The following is a 20,680-nucleotide window of genomic DNA, read 5'->3' as shown; positions in this document are numbered from 1 at the left end:
TCTAAGCTCCAAACTTATTAAAATCATCTTTTAAATTATCCTTATATTCATCATCCGACTTTTCTTCACTATGAATATTGATTCCATCATCCACTGAGTCACCCGTGTCATAATTGTAAATATCCTCGTTTAACTCCTTGATAGACATAATACTTTTATCATCAATATTACCAATAAATTGAATTTCTATATTATCTGATGAATCACTAAATATTCTTGGCGTTCTAGCCATTTCATCTAATACTCCAATATATTCAAAATTCTTTGTTTTATTTATTATTTTAAACTTAATCTGATCTTTTAAATTTTCTAGATTAAAGATATCACTAAAATCAAATCTTCTACTAAATGTACCATTCTTCGGCATTTTTGGAAGCTGAGAGTTTACCCTTGCTCCACCTTCAAACAAATGCTGCCCCGCCTTACATTCAAACTTCCCACCAGTTGTGATACATACTCCACTGCTATTAATCTTTATTTGAGACCCTCCCGCGGTTAGCAGGATCTCTTTCGGACTGGTGATCTCAATCTTGTCTTCAGTTGAAATCAGCTTAATCACCTTCCGTGCAATTGCTTCGATGGCATCATCTTGGGCCTGTATTTCAATTTTACCTTTGCCTGCGTATAAGCGTGCTCCGTTCTGGGCAGCAAATAGGCTGATCTTGTGCTGCGCATGTGCAATCAGAGACTGTTGAGTCGATAGATGGATATTTTCCCCTGCACTGTAATTTATCTGCTGGTCTGCAGATAAATGAATATTTTCATTTGTACTCAGCACAATCGAATGTGGTGCCGTTAATACCATAACAGCCTGTTTAAATGCAGTGGCTTTGTTCGCATCTTCAGTTTCAAGTTGATTCAGAAATTGTTTTAAGCTATTAAAAAGCTCAAGCGGATCAGTTTGCTGAGCTTCTGCCATGTCACTCAGAACTTTGGTGTTATTCAGATTTGATTCCATCTGGTTCTTGGCAGGCTTAGCATCCAGGTGATTACCTGCTGCTGTATCTTGCGAATAGGTCGAAATCAGTAAGCCTTGCCCTGCTCGTACCACCCCCCACTGATCTGTCCTTAGTTCAAACCCTTCCCCACGACCTTCACTCGATTCGGTTTCTTTAGGATGACTGAGATTTCCTAAATTCAATTGGCTAGCACCATGACTACTGTGTAACTGCGCACTAATCTGATCCGTCGTATCATCAAAACGCAGCTGGTTGAAACCCTCGCCATCCACTTCTTGGGAACGGATCCCACTGAGTTTTCTGGTGGCTGGTAATTGTCCCTTCGCATCAAACATCACTGGATGTCGTTCTGCTTCGTGAATCCGTCCCATAACAAAGGGCCGATCGATATCGCCTTCAAAAAAATCAATCACCACCATTTCACCAACTCGTGGATGCAATCTGACTCCATAACCTTCACCAGCCCAAGGGGTTAATACATCAATCCAGGCCGAATCGCTATCATTGTCATTGCTGCCTGCACCGGCATCATGTTGATGGTCATCACTTCGGGTAAATAGAAAACGAACTTTCACTCTTCCCCAAGCATCGACATGGATTGTTTCACCTTCAGGCCCGACCACTCGAGCTCGCTGCGGATATGCAACGGGGCGATGCACAAAAGGCTGATATTCAGGTACGACCGGAATGTCACGACGGACGATATACAGCTGATTGCCCTGCCGTTCTTCCTCCGAAATTTACCAATCACTTTGGCCGAGCAAGCTGTCTAGCTGCAATAAAATATCTTTAGGTAAATTATTCTGGTTATAGAAGCGTTTACCCAAAATCAAAAATTCACGCTCATGCACGGGATGCTGATCAATTTCAGCATGCTGTTTTAATTCAAACCAATACCCGACCTGAGCATCACGTACACTGCTGCTGGCTTTAAAATATTTGGATTGCAGCGCATGATAATGATTGAGCTGCTGATTCAGTCGTTCCAGTTGTGCCGTACCAGATGCCGTCACCTGATCCTCGGCATTCAAATCACCTGTCCAGGCCGGACTAATGTTCCAGGCATCCTCAAGATTCAGACTGGCCGTATCCTGCACGCTACTTTGCTGATGAGTATTTAATAAGGACTGGCTTTGATCCTGCGCAAGGTGCTGCGCTTGCCAGCGCTGGGTATGGGTACTGTTGGAATTAAGCTGACGTACGACAATCAGACTGGTCAGCGTATCAAACTGCTCGGTGGCATGACTGCGATGGAAGCGGATTGAACGGCGTTTTAAAGCTGAAAAGGCTTGAGAATGATCGATTAAACGCAGGTTCTGCGGCTGAATCTCAGTAGCAGACACCGGAACAATGGAGTGCTTTTCATCAATCAGCCAGTTTATTCCTTCACTACGCCATAAACGTGTTAAAAAATCATAATCCGACTCATTGGACTGCATCACAAAAGGGCGTACATCGTAATCCCGATTTAATCCGGTCAAGTCCAGACTAAGACTGGCTGCAAATAATGCACTTCTGCTTTGCCATTCACTAAATAATATTTCACTGATTTCGCGCACGCTCTTATTCATAAACACCCGACTATTACGGCGTTTGTGCCAGAGTGCAGTAGCATCCTGCATAGTTAATTTATACAAGCTCAAGGCACCGTCGCTGTGTCCCTGACTCGCTGCGGTAATAATGCCACTGGTTCGAAAAAGTTCGCCACGATCTGTTACCTGATCTACTGCCACCTGACAGCCTATAAATTGCTTTAAAGCAAGATTGGCCTGCGTAGAAAGGCAGATCAGTTCTGCCTGCAGACCCTGATTAATCTGATGCTGGCCATCAATCCGCTGAATCAGGACCTGATGATTTAAGGGCAGATGTGAAAACTGCAGATGCAGCGCACGATGCTGCCGGTTCAGCCCAAGTTGCTCCAGTAGCAGATGAATATGTTTTGGCATTTTATAGTTATAGTTTTAAGCATTATTATTGTGGAGCAAATTCTAGGAAAAGTTGTCCATTTCGTCCAGCTCGGTGTGCATTTCACATAATTAGGCATTTGATTTTCAGTAATTCAATTGCATCTATTCAATAAATCTCTGAAAAATAGAGGTAAAAATAATGCCAAATATTTCAGAATTTTCTGATTATCCAGAGTAGAACTTGCTGCTACACTGGATTCAATCTTATTTTCAAGGCCAAGGACATGCTGGAATTCCCCTCTAAACTGCCTGATCTAGGCATCACGATTTTTAGCACCATGTCGGCCCTGGCACAAAAACTCGGCGCATTGAACCTTTCACAGGGATTTCCAGACTTTCCTGCGCCACCGGCATTGATTGAGGCTTTGAGCCGGGCCAGTCATAACGGATTTAACCAGTATGCACCTGGAGATGGCTTGCCGATATTGCGCGGGCTGGTGGCCGATCTGTATCGACAGCGCGATCAGCTGAGCATTGACCCGCTAGAAGAGATCACGATTACTTCCGGCGCCACAATTGCGATTTTTTGTGCGATTCAGGCCACGGTTCGTGCGGGTGATGAAGTGATTATTTTCGATCCGAGCTATGACAGTTATGCACCTGCAGTACAGCTGGCTGGTGCAACCCCCGTACATATTGCATTACAGCATCCAGAGTTTTCTGTGGACTGGAATCAGGTGAAAGATGCCATCAATGACCATACCCGCATGATAGTGGTCAACACTCCTCACAACCCCAGCGGTAGTGTCTGGTCCAGAGCAGACTGGCAGCATCTGATTGAGCTGATCCGTGAGCGCAATATTGTAGTGTTATCCGATGAAGTCTATGAACATCTGGTTTTTGACGGCGTTCAGCACCATTCAGCCTGGTCATTTCCTGAACTGCGCGAGCGTAGCTTCGTGATTGGTTCTTTTGGTAAAACCTTTCATGTCACCGGCTGGAAAACCGGTTTTTGTATTGCGGCACCGCCACTCATGAAAATGTTCAGACAGATTTATCAGTTTGCCAGCTTCTGTGGCGTGACTCCGATTCAGGTAGCTTTGGCGGAATACATGCAACAGCATCCTGAACATATACGCGAACTTTCCCGGTTCTATCAAAACAAACGTGATCTATTTAATTCATCAATAGAAACATCACGTTTTAAATGGACGCCCTCTCAAGGAACTTATTTCCAGAATCTCGATTATTCGGCTATCCGGCCTGATTTAAATGATGTAGAGATGTGTCATTTTCTGGCAGAGCAACACGGGATCGTGGCAATTCCAGTCTCTGTGTTCTACCAGCAAGCGCCTGCCGATTTACGCCTGCTCAGGTTCTGTTTTGCAAAAAAAGAACAGACCCTGATTCAGGCAGGTCAAATTCTTTCAAAGGTTTAATTCAAATTTTAACTAAAATTCTTATAAAATAAATGCCTTAGTTACTTAAAAGCTAAGGCCTTTATTCCTGCTTTATTCAATAATAGCAACATAATTAAATAGATGAAAAATCAATAACAGGATAGGGCATGGTACAGCAATCACTGATCCAACAACAGAATTTATGGAAGGCCTTTCTGGTATTTCTGTTGCCATTAATTGCAACCAATATCCTGCAAAGCCTTTCAGGCACGATTAATACGGTTTTTGTCGGGCAAATGCTGGGAGTCAATGCCATTGCTGCGGTTGCGGTATTTTTCCCGATCCTGTTTTGTTTGATGGCTTTTGTCATTGGCTTATCTGCCGGTTCTACTGTACTTATTGGACAGGCCTGGGGCGCAAAAAATATCGAAAAAGTGCGCTGTGTGGTCGGTTCAACTTTATTTATGACCTTGATTGGCGGAAGCTTGATCGCGCTGTTTGGTGTGATTTTTGCCGAAAATATCCTCTTGGCGCTCGGTACAGATCCGGAGGTGATGCATTTATCCTTGCCCTATGTGCAATGGATGCTGGCAGGTAGTCCCCTAATTTTTATTTATATTATTTATACCTCTATCTTGCGCGGTGTAGGCGACAGCACCACACCGCTGTTTGCTTCCGCACTCACCATTGGCGTGGGCTTGGTAGTCACCCCGATATTAATTGCCGGATATTTTGGCTTTCCCCAAATGGGCATTATCTCGCCGGCAATTGCCACCATTTTGGGTAATCTGGCCGTATTGTTGTTTCTAGTCCTGTATTTAAATTATAAACAACATCCGCTCAGGCTCGACTGGGCATTATTAAAACATATCCGCCATCAGCCTAAATTAAGCAAAATTATTTTAAGTCTGGGCGTTCCGACTGGAATACAGATGATCACGACTTCTGTCGCCGGTCTGGTGATTGTCGGCTTGGTCAACCGCTATGGCGCAGAAGCAACGGCTGCCTATGGTGCGGTCAACCAGGTGTTAAATTATATCCAGTTTCCTGCTCTGTCGATTGCGATTGCAGCTTCTGTGTTTGGTGCACAAGCGATTGGTGCAGGAAAATCCGATTTGCTGAATAAAGTCACACGGACTGCACTCAGTATGAATATTCTGTTTACTGGCGGTTTGGTGGTTTTGGCCTATCTGTTCTCAAAATATTTAATGGCACTGTTTATTACTGATCCTCAGGTCGTGGTGCTGGGTCAGCAACTTTTATTCATTGTGCTTTGGTCTATTTTATTCTTTGGTGCCAGCGCCATTTTTGCGTCAATTATGCGTTCAAGTGGTACGGTAACTGCACCGATGCTGATCAATATTTTTGCAATTCTCTGTATTGAAGTTCCTGCCGCTTATCTGTTTAGCCGGTGGTGGGGGCTGGAAGGGATCTGGTATGCCTATGCATTGGCCTTTGTCAGCATGTGTATTTTGCAGGGACTGTATTATCAGTTGGTCTGGAAGAAAAAAACCATTAAAATATTGGTTTAGCTTCATTATTTTACATGCCTACAGCCTTACAGCAACTCACTCCTGATCTGCAATAAAAGATTAAAAACCCGCTTTTGCGGGTTTAATATCCAATGATTTAAGCAGATTTTTTCTTCTTTTTGCCGAATTGGCTTGCCAGTGCAGTGACATGCTGATAGCCGCTTGGCAAGATCCGTTGAATCAAATCAACAGCTTTGGCATCGTTACCAATTAATAAACGGCGTTTGTCTTTCTGTACCGCCTCCAGAATCTGACGAGCGGCTTCTACTGGCGGGCAACGCAGCAGTTTATTAAAATTACGGGCGGCTTTTTCCGGATTCATGCCCAGGGTCAGCATACTGTCATTCATTTTCGCAGCATTGGCAATATTGGTACGGATTCCCCCCGGATGTACACAAAGTGCGCTCACGCCACAATTTTGCAAATCCAGTTCCTGACGCAAGGATTCGGTAAAACCACGCACTGCAAACTTGGTCGCGTTATACGCCGACTGGGTCGGCTGCGCGGTTAAACCAAACAGACTGGAAATATTAATCACATGACCATCGCCGGTTTTCTTGATTAAAGGCAGAAATTCTTTGGTGCCATACACCACGCCCCAGAAATTAATGTCGACGATCCATTCCAGATCTTCATAGCTCGCACCTTCTACGGTGCAGCCAAGTGCCACGCCGGCATTGTTAAAGATCATATTGACACTGCCATGATCCTGCTCCACCTGTGCTGCCCAGCTGCGTACCTCTTGTAGCTTGGCCACGTTAACTTTTTGAATCGTCACCCGAACATCACTGCCCTGCAACAATTCAACCGTTTGTGCCAGTCCTTGTTCATTAATATCACTTAGTGCCAGATGACAGCCTTGCTGTGCCAGCAAAACTGCCAGCTGCTGACCGATCCCTGAACCGGCACCGGTAATGGCAGCGACTTTATTCTTAAAATTTTTCATTGAATTTCCTTATGTAAATAACTGCTCTTCCATGACAGCAGGATCTTGTTCTGTTGTTTCAGGAGTTAGCACAGACCCTCAATATAATTTTGACAATATATATTGTCAATAATTATCCGATGTCCTTAGCGGCCAAATTCCTCTGCTGAATTTCGACATAGGTCAAAGCGTGATTTATTGCTAAGATATTCAAAATCTTCATGCAGATGAGTAGCCAGGCTTTATGACCGATTCAATCAATGCAGCAACACCATCACGACCACCCAAAAGCAAGGAACGTCAGTTTAAAGGCCTGTCGATGGCTGAGCGACAGCAGGTACGTCGTGAAAAGCTGATTGAAGCCGGTATTGAAGCTTATGGCAGCCATGGCTTTTTTTCAGTAACCGTGAAAGATATCTGCAATGAAGCCAAACTGACTGAACGTTATTTTTATGAATCTTTTAAAAAAAGTGAGCACCTGTTTCAGACCATCTTTTTAAAACTGATTGATGAACTGCAACAGAATGTCATGCAGGCCATGATGCAGGCATCCACTGATCCGAAAAAAATGATTGAAGCGGGGCTAACCGCCTTGCTTAGCACCTTGCGTGACAATCCGCGTATGGCACGGATCATTTATATTGATGCCATGCTGGTGCAGGAGTTGCATAATCAGGCCACCATTCATGAAACCATGTCGCGCTTCGACCGCATGATTCATGCCTTTGTCATGTTAATGATGCCGCAGTTAAATCGTAGTGAGCAGGAAATTTCACTGGTGTCGACCGGTTTAAATGGCTATGTCACCCAAATTGCCATTCGCTGGGTCATGAGTGGATTCAAGCAGTCACTTGAGGAAGTTTTATCATCGTGCAGTGTGGTATTTTTGGCATTATTGGAGTCATTTTCAGACAAAAATAACTGTTAAATCAAAGGCTTAATCAGATTTTCTGCATTCTAAAACAGATTGCAGGTTTCTGCTGAAGCATCGATAAAAGTAAAATTAATTTATGATTTTTTAACAAGTTTCTTTACTAAAATTGTCACAAATCTTTGCGAATTTCAGCAGTTTTTCCCTTTCTGCAATGATACTGTCATAATTAGTCTTTGTAATAAGCCTGTCATAAATATAAAACGGTTCACCGTTTACATGAAATAGGGTATTGCGTTGTGAAAGATGACTACATATTAATCGTCGATGACGAACTCCCGATTCGGGAAATGATCCATACCTCTCTGGATATGGCCGGTTTTCAATGCTTACAGGCCGAAGATGCCAAGCAGGCGCATCAGATGATTGTGGATCAGCGTCCGGCACTGATTTTGCTGGACTGGATGATGCCGGGCGGGATCAGCGGTGTAGATCTATGTCGTCGTCTGAAACGTGATGAAAGCCTGTCAGAAATTCCGGTGATCATGCTGACCGCACGCGGTGAAGAAGACCACAAAGTACAAGGTCTGGATGCCGGTGCCGATGATTACATGACCAAGCCGTTCTCGACCCGGGAACTGGTGTCACGCATTAAAGCTGTCCTGCGCCGTGCCAATGCACTCAGCGGTGAAAAAACCATTGATGCCAATGGCCTGATTCTGGATCCGGTCAGTCAGCGGGTTAATTTTGGCGATAAAATTCTGGAAATGGGGCCAACTGAATACCGTCTATTGGCGTTCTTTATGACCCATCCGGAACGTGCCTATACCCGTGCGCAATTGCTGGATCAGGTTTGGGGCGGCAACGTCTATATTGAAGACCGCACTATTGACGTCCATATACGCCGTTTGCGCAAAGTGCTGGAACCTTATGGCGCAAACCGCTATGTACAAACCGTACGTGGAACCGGTTACCGTTTTTCAACCCGTGCAGATGTGGCTTTAGGTTAACGTCTTTTAAGGTAAATCTTGTTTTATGTATGAACCCTACCCTGTCCCCGAACTGGCACGTGAGCACAAAAGAATCCGTTACAGCAGTTTATGGGATTTTGCCAAACAGGATTTACGCTTACTGGCTTTTTTCCTGATCATCGCCAGCCTTATCGGTTTTGGGATTGGGTATTTCTGGATTTGTATCGTCATTGCCTTTGTGGCGTTCTTTAGCACCCAGATGCGCTCTTTATATCTGGTCAATGAATGGATTTCTAATCGCCCTTATGATGTTCCGCCGAATATCGGCGGGATTTGGGGCGCACTGTTATTCAATGTTTATCGCGCTCAGCGGCAGGAACGGATTGTGCAGGCAGAAATGGTGGAACTGATCGATCGAGCGCAGTCTTCACTGGTGGCCTTGCAAGAAGCAGTGGTTTTAATTGATGAAAACCAGCAGATTGAATGGTGGAATCCAGCCGCCGAACGTCTGCTCGGAATTTCCAGTGATGACCGTCGCCGTAATATTTTAACTTTGCTGCGCCAACCGAGTTTTATTGAATATTATCATCATATTGATGAGTCACCAGATGGCCTGAAAATGCGATCTTCGCTGTTCGAAGATCATTATGTCCAGGTCAAAATGACCCGTTTCGGCGGTGAAAGCCGGGTACTGGTCGCCTATGATGTGACCCGGATGCACAATCTGGAACAGATGCGTAAAGATTTTGTCGATAATATTTCGCATGAGCTGCGCACGCCTTTAACCGTACTCAGTGGCTATATTGAAACCTTTACCGACCAGGAAGATATCAATCCGCGCTGGAAACGCGCCTTTGATCAGATGCAGTCGCAGACCCGACGCATGAACGCGCTGGTGAATGACCTGCTGCTGCTGTCACGTCTGGAAAATGACAAAAATATTGCCAAAAACCAGATCATCGAAATGCCAAGTCTGATGAATCAGCTATTTGATGATGCACAGGCCTATAATATCGATTATGGGCATACCCTGAATCTGGACATTGACAGTCATTGCGATCTGATCGGTTCAGATATGGAACTGGCCAGCGCCTTTAGCAACCTGATCACCAATGCGATTAAATATACGCCTAAAGGTGGAATCATTACCATGGGGTGGCATGATGATGGTGAATCTGCCTATTTTGTAGTGGAAGATAACGGCATCGGAATTGATCCCAAACACTTGCCACGTCTGACTGAACGTTTTTACCGGATCGATTCAGACCGTAGCCGGCGCACCGGTGGCACCGGTTTAGGATTGGCAATTGTCAAGCATGTCCTGATGCAACATCAGGCACATCTCGAAATTGAGTCCAAGGAAAACCAGGGTTCCACTTTTAAGGTGATTTTCCCCAAAGAGCGCCTCAGCTTTCCAGACTGATATCCCCCATTAAAAAAGCTGCCATCGGCAGCTTTTTTTTCAGGATGCTATCTGTTTTTCTTTGGCCAGTGCACGCGCATAGGCTGCACGTTGCGATACCCGTTTCAGATAAGCCTGAATCGCTGGATAACTTTGGCCAGTCCGGCTTTGCATGGCCTCCAAAGGAAAACTCATCTGAATATCGGCAAAACTGAAGTGTCCGGCAAAATAGTCATGCTCGCTCAAATAGCGTTCCAGAAACTGGATATGATCTTTTAAGCGGCTTTGTACAAACTGTTTCTTCACTCCCTCACAAATTTTCTTGGCTACTGGTCGAATCAGCAAAGGGGTATGTTTCGGTACAGTGGTCATCACCAGTTGCATCACCAGCAGCGGCATTAATGAACCTTCTGCATAATGCATCCAGTAACGGTACTGGGCCTTGTCGGCAGGATCTTCTGGGCGAAACTGCTGCTGTTCATCATAGCTTTCCTGTAAATACTCCAGGATCGCCGCAGATTCCGCCAGTACCTGCTCCTGATCGGTCAGAATTGGTGCCTTACCCAAGGGATGAATCTGTTTTAAGGCCGGTGGCGCGGAAAGATTAGGCTGGCGCTGATAATATTGCACTTCATAATCCAGTCCTAACTCTTCCATTGCCCAGAGAATACGAAACGATCGTGATTGTTCGAGATGATGTAAAACACGCATATTAGACTCATGATTTTATTGTTCTTGCTTGCTGAGCATAGCAAAAAGCAGCGGAATGTAGCGCAATTTTTGATGACTGTAATGCTCTGTTCCCTATGTTGCAGATTTGCCATTTTCAGTTCAAATCCGACAGGGTTCCATCCACCCCTGCAATTCTGATCGTTTATCTGGAAGCACGCATCCGGTCTAGAAATGCGGGAGCTTCTAAACGTGGTCCATCATAGGCCGGAATCGAACCGAAGCGTTCATGGCCTTCAATCCATTGTTGCCGCGCAATTTTAAGTTCCTCGGTGGTACGTCCGACCAAATTCCACCACAGTAAAATCGGGCTTTCAAATGGTTCACCACCAATGAGTAATACACGGCTCCCGGCATGAATATCAGCATTAACCTGCTCTAATCCCGGTTCAAGGATCAGCATGTTATCTTCCGTCAGTTCATGCCCATTAATGCTGGCCGTGCCCTCAAGTACCATAAAACCATATTCAAATTTTGGATTCAGGGCTAAGCTCGCACTGGTACTTTCTGCTGCATACAGGTCTACCCCGAGCAGTTCACTATGCACTTTTACCGGTGAAACGGTTTTTAAATATTCACCGACTAAGACGGTAAATTCGATGCCCTGATCATGCACTACCGGCAATTCAGGATAATGCTCAAAAGCCGGTGCCATATTGATCTTGTCATCCGGTAAGGCAATCCATAACTGCGCTGCATGCATATGCGTTTCGCTTTCTGGAGAAACTTCCGTATGTGAAATGCCATAGCCCGAGGTCATCAGATTGACCTGTTTGGGACGAATCAGCTGCTGAGTACCTAAACTGTCATTGTGCATCATGGTGCCTTGCAGCATCCAGGTAAAGGTCTGCAGACCAATATGGGGATGTGGCCCAACATCTAGGCCATCGCCTTGTGGAAAGCTGGCCGGACCGGCATGATCCAGAAAACACCAGGCACCAATCATGCGTTTATGTCGGCTGGGCAAGGCACGTTTGATTACGGTACCCTGTCCGATTTCGGCACGGCGTAAAGGGAATTCCTGAATAAACTGATTGACATATTTTTCACAATCATCCGAATTGGACAGTTCAATATCACTATTATTCGACATGGCTGAGCTCACCTCGGCATTTTCATTCTAAATCTTAAATTATGTGAAACATTCTTCCCTTGGACTGCTGCAAGATGTCTCCCTATTCAGGACAATGTACAGGGTCTATTTGCAAAATCTATCTTTGGAAATATTTAGATACGTATAAAACCCTTAACATCGCTTGATCGATCTAACTCCTGTTCAAGCGATCAAACCTGAATTTCGCAGTGTAACAGCCTGAGTGGAAGTGGCTCAATGCTGATTAGGGTGCTCTCAAGCCTGCGCTAGAAGCCATTTCGACATTGCTGGCCCAATTACCCAATGTTTCACGTGAAACGAATGATTTCAATTTAAAAATTAAAGCAATTAAAAATTATTTTTATGGATTTCAATCACTTTTGCAGCTAAAAAATATAATTTTTGTTACGTTTAAAGTCAAATTTAAGTCAGATACCCAATTTTAGGGAGGTTATTTTTCATCCAATCACGGCATAATAGGCACCTATAAAAATAATACTGGACCAGGACATGTCTGCTCAGCATGAGAATATATATTCAACGGCGAATATATCTTTTCAAAACTCAACGACCGATAAATCACTGAAATTATCTGAATGTGATCTGCAAAACCGTCAGCTGATCGAACAGGCGCTGACAGACTCTCATGCCCGTATTCCTGCCCCGTTTCAGCAATATTTTCACGATTATGTCTATACGCATAGTCATACTAATTTACGTCAAATCAACTATCTGGCACAAATTGCCTTTTTGCTGTATTTCTTTGCCGATATTCTGATTATTCCAGACATGTTTTTTATTTCTGGTCTGATGCGCGTCATCTTGGTTCTAGGCGCTATGCTTTGCTGTTATTACTTGTTTAACACATATAAAAATATTCAGATTCTAGATAGAATCCTGCCGATCGCCACTACTGTGGCTGCAGCTGCATGGATTGGCCTGCTGGTGCTTTCAAGCAGCCCCCATGTTGCTACCTATATTTATGCCTCTGCGATCTTTATTCTCATCGCCAATCTGTGTATACAGACCCAATTTAAAGTTGCGGTCTATTGTTCCATCTTGATTGCCCTGTTTATCATGATTGGAGTGACCCAGTTAATGAGCGCATCTCAAGCCTTTATTTTTACTGTCGTGTTTAGTCCACTCTGGTTTTTTAGCATTTATATTAACTGGAATAATATTCTGAATGTACGGCGCTCTTTCCTGCGCTCTTTGCTGGACGAATGGAACTATCAAACCTTAAAAAATCTGGCACATACGGATGATTTGACCCAGTTATACAACCGCCGCCATTTTGTCGATATGGCTGAACGTTCTATTCATCAATGGCCCAAACATGCCAGCACCTGCCTGCTGATGTTTGATGTCGATCATTTTAAAAAGATCAATGACAACTATGGGCATGACATCGGCGATCGCGTACTACAACTGATTGCTGAAGTCACCCGTAAAGAAATGCGCCATAGCGATGTACTGGCACGTTTTGGTGGTGAAGAGTTTATTGCTCTCTTGGAAGATACCCAGCTGCCAGACAGTCTGGTGATTGCAGAGCGAATTCGTTGTGCAATTCAGAAACAATTTGTTTATGCCAAACCGAACCAGCCCATTCGTTTTACCATTTCGATTGGTATAGCAGAACTGGAGTCGCCTACGCAAAAGCTGGAGGAGCTGATCAAGCAAGCCGATATCGCTTTATATCAGGCAAAAAAATCAGGCCGAAATCGGATTGAAGTTTATCATTCCAAAATGCTGGAAAAGCCCAAACCTGCTCCAGCCAATCCCTGGAATGCCTTTAAGCCCGTGACCCAGCAAGATCATTCAAAGGCCAATCAAACCAAGCAATTCTGGTCTGCCCTTTAAATAATGAAATCAGGAATATTAGTGAAAACTTAAATTTTTATAAACTTTACATGGAAAAGTTGCATATTCTATCACGAAGAAAAAATCCTCATAAAAACTCATAAAAAAGAGCACCGAAGCGCTCTTTTTTTATCGGGATATCTCCGATCAACCAGATATTTACTACGTGCATAGCGCTTGGCATCATTCAGGCAAGAAGCCGTGCTCCTTGAAACACTGACTGGCGCAGCCATAGCCTTGGCAGTAATTCAGGCAAGAAGCCGTGCTTCGTGAAATCCTGATTGGCGCGAGCATAGCGCTTGGCATCATTCAGGCAAGAAGCCGTGCTTCGTAAAATCCCTCACTGCCGCGAGCATAGCTCTTGGCGTAAAATCGGCTAAAAGCTATCGCTTTTAGAAATCCCGATTTTACTCCCATTCAATAGTTGCAGGTGGCTTAGACGATACGTCATACACAACACGAGACACATCTTTAATTTCATTCATGATACGAGTCGAGATTTTATCGACTAGATCATAAGGAAGATGCGCGAAACGAGCAGTCATAAAGTCCACAGTTTCTACTGCACGCAGTGCAATCACCCATGCATAACGGCGACCATCACCGACAACACCGACAGATTTCACCGGCTGGAATACCGCAAATGCTTGAGCAGTCTTGTCATACCAACCGCTGGCACGAAGTTCCTGCATGAAAATGTCATCAGCAAGACGTAAAATGTCTGCATATTCTTTTTTCACTTCACCCAAGATACGCACACCTAGACCTGGGCCTGGGAATGGATGACGGTAAATCATGCTGTGTGGCAAGCCCAAAGTGGTACCCAATTTACGTACTTCATCTTTAAACAAGTCACGTAATGGTTCAACCAGTTCAAAAGCCAAGTCTGCTGGTAAACCACCCACGTTGTGGTGCGATTTAATCACATGTGCCTTGCCCTGTTTGCTTGCAGCAGATTCAATCACGTCTGGATAAATCGTACCTTGAGCCAGGAATTTTACCCCATCTAATTTACGTGCTTCTTCAGCAAAGACTGCAATAAACTCACGGCCAATAATTTTACGTTTTGCTTCAGGATCAACTTCGCCTGCAAGTGCAGTCAAGAAACGCTCTTCTGCAGCAGCACGGATAACACGAATCCCCATATTGTCAGCAAACATTTGCATCACTTGATCACCTTCGTTCAAACGAAGCAGACCATTGTCGACAAACACACATGTCAGCTGATCACCAATCGCTTTATGCAACAGCGCTGCAACGACAGATGAATCCACACCACCTGAAAGACCAAGTAATACTTTTTCATCACCGATCTGTTGGCGAAGCTGTTCTACACGTAGATCAATAATGTGTTCTGGCGTCCATAGACCGCGGCAACCACAAATTTGATGAACGAAGTTCGACAGTAATTCTGCCCCTTTAGAGGTATGTGTCACTTCAGGATGGAACTGAATACCATAGAAACCACGAGTTTCGTCAGACACCATCGCAATTGGACAGCTTGGAGTTTGTGCAGTGATCTGGAAGCCTTCTGGAATACGGGCAACCTTGTCACCATGACTCATCCAGACATGCAACTGGTTTTCACGGTCCTGTAAATTACCGATCAGCTTGTCACGTACCACGATATCAACTTCTGCATAACCGAACTCATGCACAGTACCTGGCTCGACTTTACCGCCAAGCTGTTCGCACATGGTTTGCAGGCCATAACAAATACCCAATACCGGTACACCGAGCTCGAATACCACTTGTGGCGCACGCGGGCTGCCTTCAAGGTGAACGCTCTCAGGTCCACCAGACAAGATGATACCGTTTGGATTAAATGCACGAATGTCTTCTTCAGACATATCATAGGCATACATTTCAGAATATACACCAGCTTCACGGACACGGCGTGCAATGAGCTGACTATATTGAGAACCGAAATCCAGAATCAGGATACGATCTTCAGTAATTTGAGTATTGGTAGTCATGACGAACAACTATGAAAGGCAAACGAAAGATAAGCGCCGTATTCTAGCATTTTTCTTGTGTTTAAGCACACTATTCCAATTGGTTTAAATATTAAACAGTTAAGAAATTTCAGAAAATAATGCCCTCATTTTTGACTGGTTCACAGGAGAGCAGAGTTTCGCTGCTTTCCTGTTCCAGCCAAATGAATGGTTTATTTCACGCGTTCAATCTGAATCACTTCAATATCGGTGGGTTTGTTGCGGTGCGTATCGACCTCGCCCCAGACTTCTACCCGATCGCCTGCTTTGAGTTTTAATCTTTTCCAGTGGTCGTCATCCACATCAATCATGATGCTGCCGGTTTTATCTCTTAATTCAAATTCGTCACTTTGTGCTGCACGCTGTTTGACGATCTGCCCCCTTAAGGTCACGCCAGTTTCATCTTTCATTTTATGTGCCTGAGCAATACTGACCACATTCTGTTTTGCTTCCTCCAGAATAGCCTGATCTGATTTAGCCCAAAGTGCCGGACTGGCAGCTGCCAGAACCAGTGTCGCCAGAATATATTTTTTCATGTGTTTTGACCTGCCATTTTTATGATGATTCCATGATCTAAACAGAAAGCCGAAATAGATGCCGCAGACGTTGTGTAACGCCATGATGAACTTGTGTCATCTGCTCAAAAAGCCCCAATAAAAATATGTTTATACGCTGATACATCCACTTTAAAAGTGAAGGGATTCGCCCGACAGCAGAAAAATAAGCCGCAAAATAGTCGACTTTTATTACTGACTTTATAGGTGATCGCTGTTAGGATTTGAGCACACTTTTGCTTGTACTGGGCTCATGGAACTGATTGATTTTATCTTGCATGTTGATGATCACTTGCTTGAATTTATCACCAATTACGGGATCTGGATTTATGCCATTCTTTTCCTGATTATCTTTGTGGAAACAGGTTTGGTGGTGATGCCGTTCTTGCCCGGCGACAGCTTGCTATTTGCAGCAGGTGCTTTGGCAGCGTCTACAGGTGTGATGGATCCCTGGGTACTGATTCCGCTTTTATTTATTGCGGCAGTATTGGGCGATACCCTGAATTACCATATTGGCAAATATATCGGGCCGCGGGTTTTCGAGATTGAATCGCGCTTTATCAATAAAAAACATTTATTAGCGACCCAGCAATTCTTTGCCAGACATGGTGGTAAAACCATTATTTTTGCGCGTTTTGTGCCTTTTGCTCGTACCTTTGCACCTTTTGTCGCTGGTGCTGGCAGCATGAATTACAAATATTTCCTGAGCTATAATGTAGTAGGTGGATTTATCTGGATCAGCTCATTTGTCATTCTGGGCTATATGTTCGGTAATATGCCGATCGTCAAAGATAACTTCACCTATTTGATTTTCGGTATTATTATTTTAAGTGTCTTGCCAGGTGTGATCGGCTTTATTCAACAAAGACTCAAAAAAAGTAAAACAGCTTAAGATTTTTTATAGCCTGTGCATTTAATCCCAGAGCTTGATCAGTAATGGGATCAGACAAAGCAGTACAAACAGAGCCGAGCCTTTATAAATAAGGCCGGCTTTTATTTTTTCAGAGTGACTGCTCAAAATTGCCTGACCAAAGACCATCCAGAAAATCCCTACTGGAACGGTACTCAAGCAAAAGGCAGCAAACACCAGAACAAAGTTGGTCGGACTTTGCCAGGTTTCCATGGGTAAAATCCCGGAGGCCAACAATGCTGCTTTAGGATTGCTTAAGGTGACAGTAAACATTTGCCAGGGACGAATCTGCGGATGATTTTTGCTATAGCGTTCTAACTGCTGGGCCTTATATAAATGCAGCGTCATCCAGCCCACACAGATGGTACTCAGGACATACAACAAGCTTTTGAAATTTGGCCAGATCGGTAAAGCCAGATGAATTAACAAAGCCCAGACATTAATCGCATAAAAATAGCCCATCAGAATGGCAGGAATATAAAGGCTGGTTTTGGCCTGACCCTGCTGATACGCAGAGCTGGCGACCAAGGCATTCGCCGGCCCTGGAATCATCAGAACGGCGATTAGCCCCAATACAAATAACCAATTTTCAATCATCGTGATGAACTATTCCGGGCCTAGCTTATAGCTTAATCAATATTCTCATGCCAGAACAGCTCTATAAATCTAGGATGCTGAGACGATACGCGCCATTTCAAGTGATATTAAGCGGAATATCAGCTCGGCTATTTTGAAAAAATCATAAAAAATGCTGACCCAAGATCAGCATTTATGAAGAGATCAGGAATTCGTTATTTAGCAATATTCTGACGAACCACAATCGGACAATTTTTGTAACGGGCGGCCTGAACAATCGCTTCCTGTTCACCTAAAAGCCGTGCCAGTTCGGTTCGCTTGGTATCGGATGACTGTCCCATATTGACGGAAACACTCGGACCAATTCCCCAACCACCGCGACTGCCCCAGCCACCACCCAGACCGACGCCCACACCTACACCCGTGCGTTTTGGCGCTTCCACGCCATTGTCGATATATTGCTGAATACGGTTATATTCGCCTTGCAGCTGCTGACAACCCAAGGTCTGATACTGGGTCGGGGACACATAGGTGGGTTTCACCGTTGTTGCACAAGCACTCAGCAATGCAAGTGCTGCAATACTCAGGCTTAATTTCACAAGTTTCATAGTTAACTCGATCTTAGTTCTGCTCTATCTCATTGAACAACGATTGATAGGCCTGAGTCAATTTATGATCAGTAGCCAAATGAATCAGGGGCTGATTTTTATGATGAGATTCTTTCATTAAGATGGAGGGCGGTAACATACTATTGAGTACGGGCAATCCTTCATCTTTCAGTTGCTGCACCACTTCACGCGGTAATCTGGCCTGTGCCTGAAACTGATTCACCACAATACCTTCAATTTCCAGTCTTTCATTATGGTCATCTTGGGTTTCAATGACATTTTCAATCAGGGTCTGTAAGGCGCGTTTAGAAAACACATCACAGTCAAATGGAATCAGCACGCGGTCTGCAGCAATCAAAGCCGACAGTGTAAAGAAATTAAATGCCGGCGGGGTATCAATAAACACCCGATCATATTGCCCGGACAATTGTTGTAAAGCATCTCGCAGTTTGTAGATTTTATGCTTGGACTCCAGTGCATGTGCCAAGGCGCCCAGTGTCGGGCTGGCTGGAATCACATCCAGATACTTAAAGGGAGACTGATGCACATAACTTTCCAGACCTTTGCTACGGCTTTTCAAAATCGAGCCAATTGCATTGCCGAGCAAGCCTTTACTTTGCTGATTGCCCAGCACATTTTCAAAATAGTTTTCAATATTCGGTTCTAATGCCGGCTTGTCACTTGAATAGGTCGCATCGTCACCTAATACGTATTGACTGGAATTGGCTTGTGGATCCAGGTCAATGAGTAAAGTTTTTAAACCCTGATGTGCGCTGATCGCGGCCAGATTAACGGTAATACTGGACTTACCCACCCCACCTTTTTGATTAAATACCACACGTGTATGCATGTCCCCTCCTGTTATTTTTAACTACTTTTATCACACTTGTATTTTTTAATTATTCACATAGGCAGACTGCGCTTGAAGTCACAGCCTGCTTGCTTTTAGCCAAAATTCGGCTTGATCATCACCAAGATCAAAATAGAAACCAATGAAACTACCGCAATAAATAAGCCAGCCCGGCGTTGTGCCAGCAAGATTGAATCATCTTTTTTATAGGCTTTAGCTAAAGAGGATACCAGCACAAAAAATAAAATAACCTTGGCATAAAACCAGGGTTGCACATCAAAATCCTTGATCACCAATGACACAATACCTGTAAACGCGATCACCGTAATGGCCAGATGCTGTAAAGCCACCAGCGCAATTCGTGCCTTTGGATTCGGTAGGTTGCCTTGTGTACCAATAAACAAAGTCAAGGCACGGGCAAGAATGGCGACAATCGCCAATCCTGCTGCTGACATATGAATAATTTTGACTAAAAGTTGAGTTTCCATCATTTCCTCTTAGTTTTTTGGTGCATGTGCACAAGCTGGACTGGTCGTGTCCTGCCCTGCCCATTCTTCAGGCAAAAATGCGTGGATTGCCAGCGCATGAATCTTGTCTTTGGCCAGTAAATCACCAGCAGCAGCATAGACTTTCTGATGACGCTGGACTGGACGTAAACCGGCAAAGGCCTGACTGACAATCACAGTTTTAAAATGAGACTCTTTTCCAGGGAAATAACCGCCATGACCCGAAGATTCATTCACCACGTCTAAATGGGTCGGAGATAATTGTGCTAAACGATCTTTCAGTTGTTGTTCTAAGCTCATGGCCTGACTCCAATCTTTGAAAATATAAAGTCAGTATACCTTGTTCTGCTGAGTATTTTGGTAATCTGTTACAGCGCAATCTATTGATTGTGGCGAAGTTTCATGAATTCCCACATGAATATTGGCGATTTATTGTCTGGTCCAAAGTATTTTGCTTTTATTTTATGCAATTGATACAAGATTTTTAACAAAGGTGTTGACCACATTTTTTCATGCTGTATTATACACGGCATGCGGGAATAGCTCAGTTGGTAGAGCATAACCTTGCCAAGGTTGGGGTCGGGAGTTCGAGTCTCCTTTCCCGCTCAAAATTTTTTCATTTAGTTTTTTCATTTAAAAAACTTTATAGACTCCGCGGGAATAGCTCAGTTGGTAGAGCATAACCTTGCCAAGGTTGGGGTCGGGAGTTCGAGTCTCCTTTCCCGCTCCAGATTCAAAAAGCCCTCATCGAAAGATGGGGGCTTTTTTATTGTTGATTATTAATAATATTTTTTCTAAAACCTCTCTGTTCTAGCTTTGGAAGAAGTTCTAAAATTTTTAGACAACGTGTTTTTTGAAGCTGGTGCGTGACCAAAAGTGTCCTAAACGTGCCTTCCCTTTATCATATACAAATCAACACATTCACTATTTTGGTATTTTTTTAATCAATTTCATTATAAATAATCAGAACACCTCCCCCATACACTTGATTTCTATTTTTTCCATCAATTTTAGTATTTTTTATTTTATTAAT

The 20,680-nt window shown here is 44.0% G+C and carries 17 protein-coding genes, 2 tRNA genes and 1 pseudogene; 9 read left to right on the top strand and 11 right to left on the bottom strand.

Annotated elements, in window-relative coordinates; all coding sequences use genetic code 11:
• Position 1 precedes the first annotated feature (1 nt).
• Positions 2 to 2,905, bottom strand: a pseudogene (locus tag FTT73_RS12775) (type VI secretion system Vgr family protein).
• 245 nt (positions 2,906 to 3,150) lie between these two features.
• Here FTT73_RS12775 and FTT73_RS12770 point away from each other — a divergent pair.
• Positions 3,151 to 4,305 (top strand): methionine aminotransferase, encoded by a 1,155-nt coding sequence (locus FTT73_RS12770; protein WP_180191531.1) that lies wholly within the window; start codon positions 3,151 to 3,153, stop codon positions 4,303 to 4,305.
• Positions 4,306 to 4,433: 128 nt separating this feature from the next.
• Positions 4,434 to 5,798: an MATE family efflux transporter gene (locus tag FTT73_RS12765; protein WP_005094582.1), complete on the top strand. Its 1,365-nt coding sequence runs from the start codon at positions 4,434 to 4,436 to the stop codon at positions 5,796 to 5,798.
• 97 nt (positions 5,799 to 5,895) lie between these two features.
• Here the strand turns inward: FTT73_RS12765 and FTT73_RS12760 are convergent, their stop codons facing one another.
• A complete protein-coding gene (locus FTT73_RS12760; protein ID WP_074383703.1) occupies positions 5,896 to 6,744 on the bottom strand; it encodes an SDR family oxidoreductase in 849 nt (282 codons plus the stop codon).
• 223 nt (positions 6,745 to 6,967) lie between these two features.
• Between FTT73_RS12760 and FTT73_RS12755 the strand changes: the two genes are divergently transcribed.
• The 3 genes from FTT73_RS12755 to phoR all read left to right on the top strand — a co-directional run bounded on the left by FTT73_RS12755 (position 6,968) and on the right by phoR (position 9,988).
• A complete protein-coding gene (locus tag FTT73_RS12755; protein WP_180078421.1) occupies positions 6,968 to 7,651 on the top strand; it encodes a TetR/AcrR family transcriptional regulator in 684 nt (227 codons plus the stop codon).
• A gap of 242 nt (positions 7,652 to 7,893) precedes the next feature.
• Complete coding sequence (phoB, locus tag FTT73_RS12750; protein WP_005094589.1) at positions 7,894 to 8,604, top strand: phosphate regulon transcriptional regulator PhoB; 711 nt, start codon at positions 7,894 to 7,896, stop codon at positions 8,602 to 8,604.
• Between the two features lie 25 nt (positions 8,605 to 8,629).
• Complete coding sequence (phoR, locus tag FTT73_RS12745; RefSeq protein ID WP_005094591.1) at positions 8,630 to 9,988, top strand: phosphate regulon sensor histidine kinase PhoR; 1,359 nt, start codon at positions 8,630 to 8,632, stop codon at positions 9,986 to 9,988.
• A 39-nt stretch (positions 9,989 to 10,027) separates the two neighbouring features.
• Here phoR and FTT73_RS12740 read toward each other — a convergent pair whose 3' ends face one another.
• Both FTT73_RS12740 and FTT73_RS12735 read right to left on the bottom strand, forming a co-directional pair.
• The gene (locus FTT73_RS12740) at positions 10,028 to 10,678 is read right to left on the bottom strand and encodes a glutathione S-transferase family protein (protein WP_005094592.1); all 651 of its coding nucleotides are present in this window, start codon (positions 10,676 to 10,678) and stop codon (positions 10,028 to 10,030) included.
• 163 nt (positions 10,679 to 10,841) lie between these two features.
• On the bottom strand, positions 10,842 to 11,789 hold the full coding sequence (locus tag FTT73_RS12735; protein ID WP_180078419.1) for a pirin family protein: 948 nt from the start codon (positions 11,787 to 11,789) through the stop codon (positions 10,842 to 10,844).
• 510 nt (positions 11,790 to 12,299) lie between these two features.
• Between FTT73_RS12735 and FTT73_RS12730 the strand changes: the two genes are divergently transcribed.
• Positions 12,300 to 13,649 (top strand): GGDEF domain-containing protein, encoded by a 1,350-nt coding sequence (locus tag FTT73_RS12730; RefSeq protein ID WP_180078416.1) that lies wholly within the window; start codon positions 12,300 to 12,302, stop codon positions 13,647 to 13,649.
• A gap of 407 nt (positions 13,650 to 14,056) precedes the next feature.
• Here FTT73_RS12730 and guaA read toward each other — a convergent pair whose 3' ends face one another.
• Positions 14,057 to 15,625 carry a glutamine-hydrolyzing GMP synthase gene (gene guaA / locus FTT73_RS12725; RefSeq protein ID WP_005094597.1) on the bottom strand — a complete coding sequence of 523 codons (1,569 nt, stop codon included), beginning with the start codon at positions 15,623 to 15,625 and terminating at the stop codon, positions 14,057 to 14,059.
• Positions 15,626 to 15,816: 191 nt separating this feature from the next.
• Positions 15,817 to 16,179, bottom strand: a complete 363-nt coding sequence (locus FTT73_RS12720) for a NirD/YgiW/YdeI family stress tolerance protein (protein WP_005173783.1) — start codon at positions 16,177 to 16,179, stop codon at positions 15,817 to 15,819.
• 271 nt (positions 16,180 to 16,450) lie between these two features.
• Between FTT73_RS12720 and FTT73_RS12715 the strand changes: the two genes are divergently transcribed.
• Positions 16,451 to 17,089 (top strand): DedA family protein, encoded by a 639-nt coding sequence (locus tag FTT73_RS12715; protein WP_005094600.1) that lies wholly within the window; start codon positions 16,451 to 16,453, stop codon positions 17,087 to 17,089.
• Between the two features lie 21 nt (positions 17,090 to 17,110).
• Here the strand turns inward: FTT73_RS12715 and FTT73_RS12710 are convergent, their stop codons facing one another.
• The 5 genes from FTT73_RS12710 to FTT73_RS12690 form a co-directional block, all read right to left on the bottom strand.
• Positions 17,111 to 17,704, bottom strand: coding sequence for a hypothetical protein (locus FTT73_RS12710; RefSeq protein WP_005094603.1), 594 nt, complete (start codon positions 17,702 to 17,704; stop codon positions 17,111 to 17,113).
• A gap of 194 nt (positions 17,705 to 17,898) precedes the next feature.
• Entirely contained in the window at positions 17,899 to 18,291 is a 393-nt protein-coding gene (locus tag FTT73_RS12705; protein ID WP_180191530.1) for a hypothetical protein, read from the bottom strand.
• Positions 18,292 to 18,304: 13 nt separating this feature from the next.
• Positions 18,305 to 19,141: a ParA family protein gene (locus FTT73_RS12700; RefSeq protein ID WP_005094607.1), complete on the bottom strand. Its 837-nt coding sequence runs from the start codon at positions 19,139 to 19,141 to the stop codon at positions 18,305 to 18,307.
• Between the two features lie 95 nt (positions 19,142 to 19,236).
• Positions 19,237 to 19,629, bottom strand: coding sequence for a SirB2 family protein (locus tag FTT73_RS12695; protein ID WP_005094609.1), 393 nt, complete (start codon positions 19,627 to 19,629; stop codon positions 19,237 to 19,239).
• Between the two features lie 9 nt (positions 19,630 to 19,638).
• Complete coding sequence (locus tag FTT73_RS12690; protein WP_005094610.1) at positions 19,639 to 19,947, bottom strand: BolA family transcriptional regulator; 309 nt, start codon at positions 19,945 to 19,947, stop codon at positions 19,639 to 19,641.
• Positions 19,948 to 20,180: 233 nt separating this feature from the next.
• On the opposite strand from FTT73_RS12690, the gene FTT73_RS12685 reads away from it, so the two are divergent.
• Together FTT73_RS12685 and FTT73_RS12680 are read left to right on the top strand one after the other, a co-directional pair.
• Positions 20,181 to 20,253 (top strand) — tRNA-Gly (locus FTT73_RS12685).
• Positions 20,254 to 20,301: 48 nt separating this feature from the next.
• Positions 20,302 to 20,377: transfer RNA gene (locus FTT73_RS12680), tRNA-Gly, on the top strand.
• Positions 20,378 to 20,680: the final 303 nt, after the last annotated feature.

It is taken from the genome of Acinetobacter sp. YH01006 (genome assembly GCF_013420445.1).
Taxonomy (GTDB): Bacteria; Pseudomonadota; Gammaproteobacteria; order Pseudomonadales; family Moraxellaceae; genus Acinetobacter; species Acinetobacter pseudolwoffii.
Note: the sequence above shows the minus strand (reverse complement) of the source record. Positions and strands in the feature narration are given on the sequence as shown.

Bases quoted from the DNA above. Each gene is read 5' to 3' on its own strand.
- FTT73_RS12770 (WP_180191531.1), top strand. From the start codon at position 3,151: ATGCTGGAATTCCCCTCTAAACTGCCTGATCTAGGCATCACGATTTTT.
- FTT73_RS12765 (WP_005094582.1), top strand. From the start codon at position 4,434: ATGGTACAGCAATCACTGATCCAACAACAGAATTTATGGAAGGCCTTT.
- FTT73_RS12760 (WP_074383703.1), bottom strand. From the start codon at position 6,744: ATGAAAAATTTTAAGAATAAAGTCGCTGCCATTACCGGTGCCGGTTCA.
- FTT73_RS12755 (WP_180078421.1), top strand. From the start codon at position 6,968: ATGACCGATTCAATCAATGCAGCAACACCATCACGACCACCCAAAAGC.
- phoR (WP_005094591.1), top strand. From the start codon at position 8,630: ATGTATGAACCCTACCCTGTCCCCGAACTGGCACGTGAGCACAAAAGA.
- FTT73_RS12740 (WP_005094592.1), bottom strand. From the start codon at position 10,678: ATGCGTGTTTTACATCATCTCGAACAATCACGATCGTTTCGTATTCTC.
- FTT73_RS12735 (WP_180078419.1), bottom strand. From the start codon at position 11,789: ATGTCGAATAATAGTGATATTGAACTGTCCAATTCGGATGATTGTGAA.
- FTT73_RS12730 (WP_180078416.1), top strand. From the start codon at position 12,300: ATGTCTGCTCAGCATGAGAATATATATTCAACGGCGAATATATCTTTT.
- guaA (WP_005094597.1), bottom strand. From the start codon at position 15,625: ATGACTACCAATACTCAAATTACTGAAGATCGTATCCTGATTCTGGAT.
- FTT73_RS12720 (WP_005173783.1), bottom strand. From the start codon at position 16,179: ATGAAAAAATATATTCTGGCGACACTGGTTCTGGCAGCTGCCAGTCCG.
- FTT73_RS12715 (WP_005094600.1), top strand. From the start codon at position 16,451: ATGGAACTGATTGATTTTATCTTGCATGTTGATGATCACTTGCTTGAA.
- FTT73_RS12710 (WP_005094603.1), bottom strand. From the start codon at position 17,704: ATGATTGAAAATTGGTTATTTGTATTGGGGCTAATCGCCGTTCTGATG.
- FTT73_RS12705 (WP_180191530.1), bottom strand. From the start codon at position 18,291: ATGAAACTTGTGAAATTAAGCCTGAGTATTGCAGCACTTGCATTGCTG.
- FTT73_RS12700 (WP_005094607.1), bottom strand. From the start codon at position 19,141: ATGCATACACGTGTGGTATTTAATCAAAAAGGTGGGGTGGGTAAGTCC.
- FTT73_RS12695 (WP_005094609.1), bottom strand. From the start codon at position 19,629: ATGGAAACTCAACTTTTAGTCAAAATTATTCATATGTCAGCAGCAGGA.
- FTT73_RS12690 (WP_005094610.1), bottom strand. From the start codon at position 19,947: ATGAGCTTAGAACAACAACTGAAAGATCGTTTAGCACAATTATCTCCG.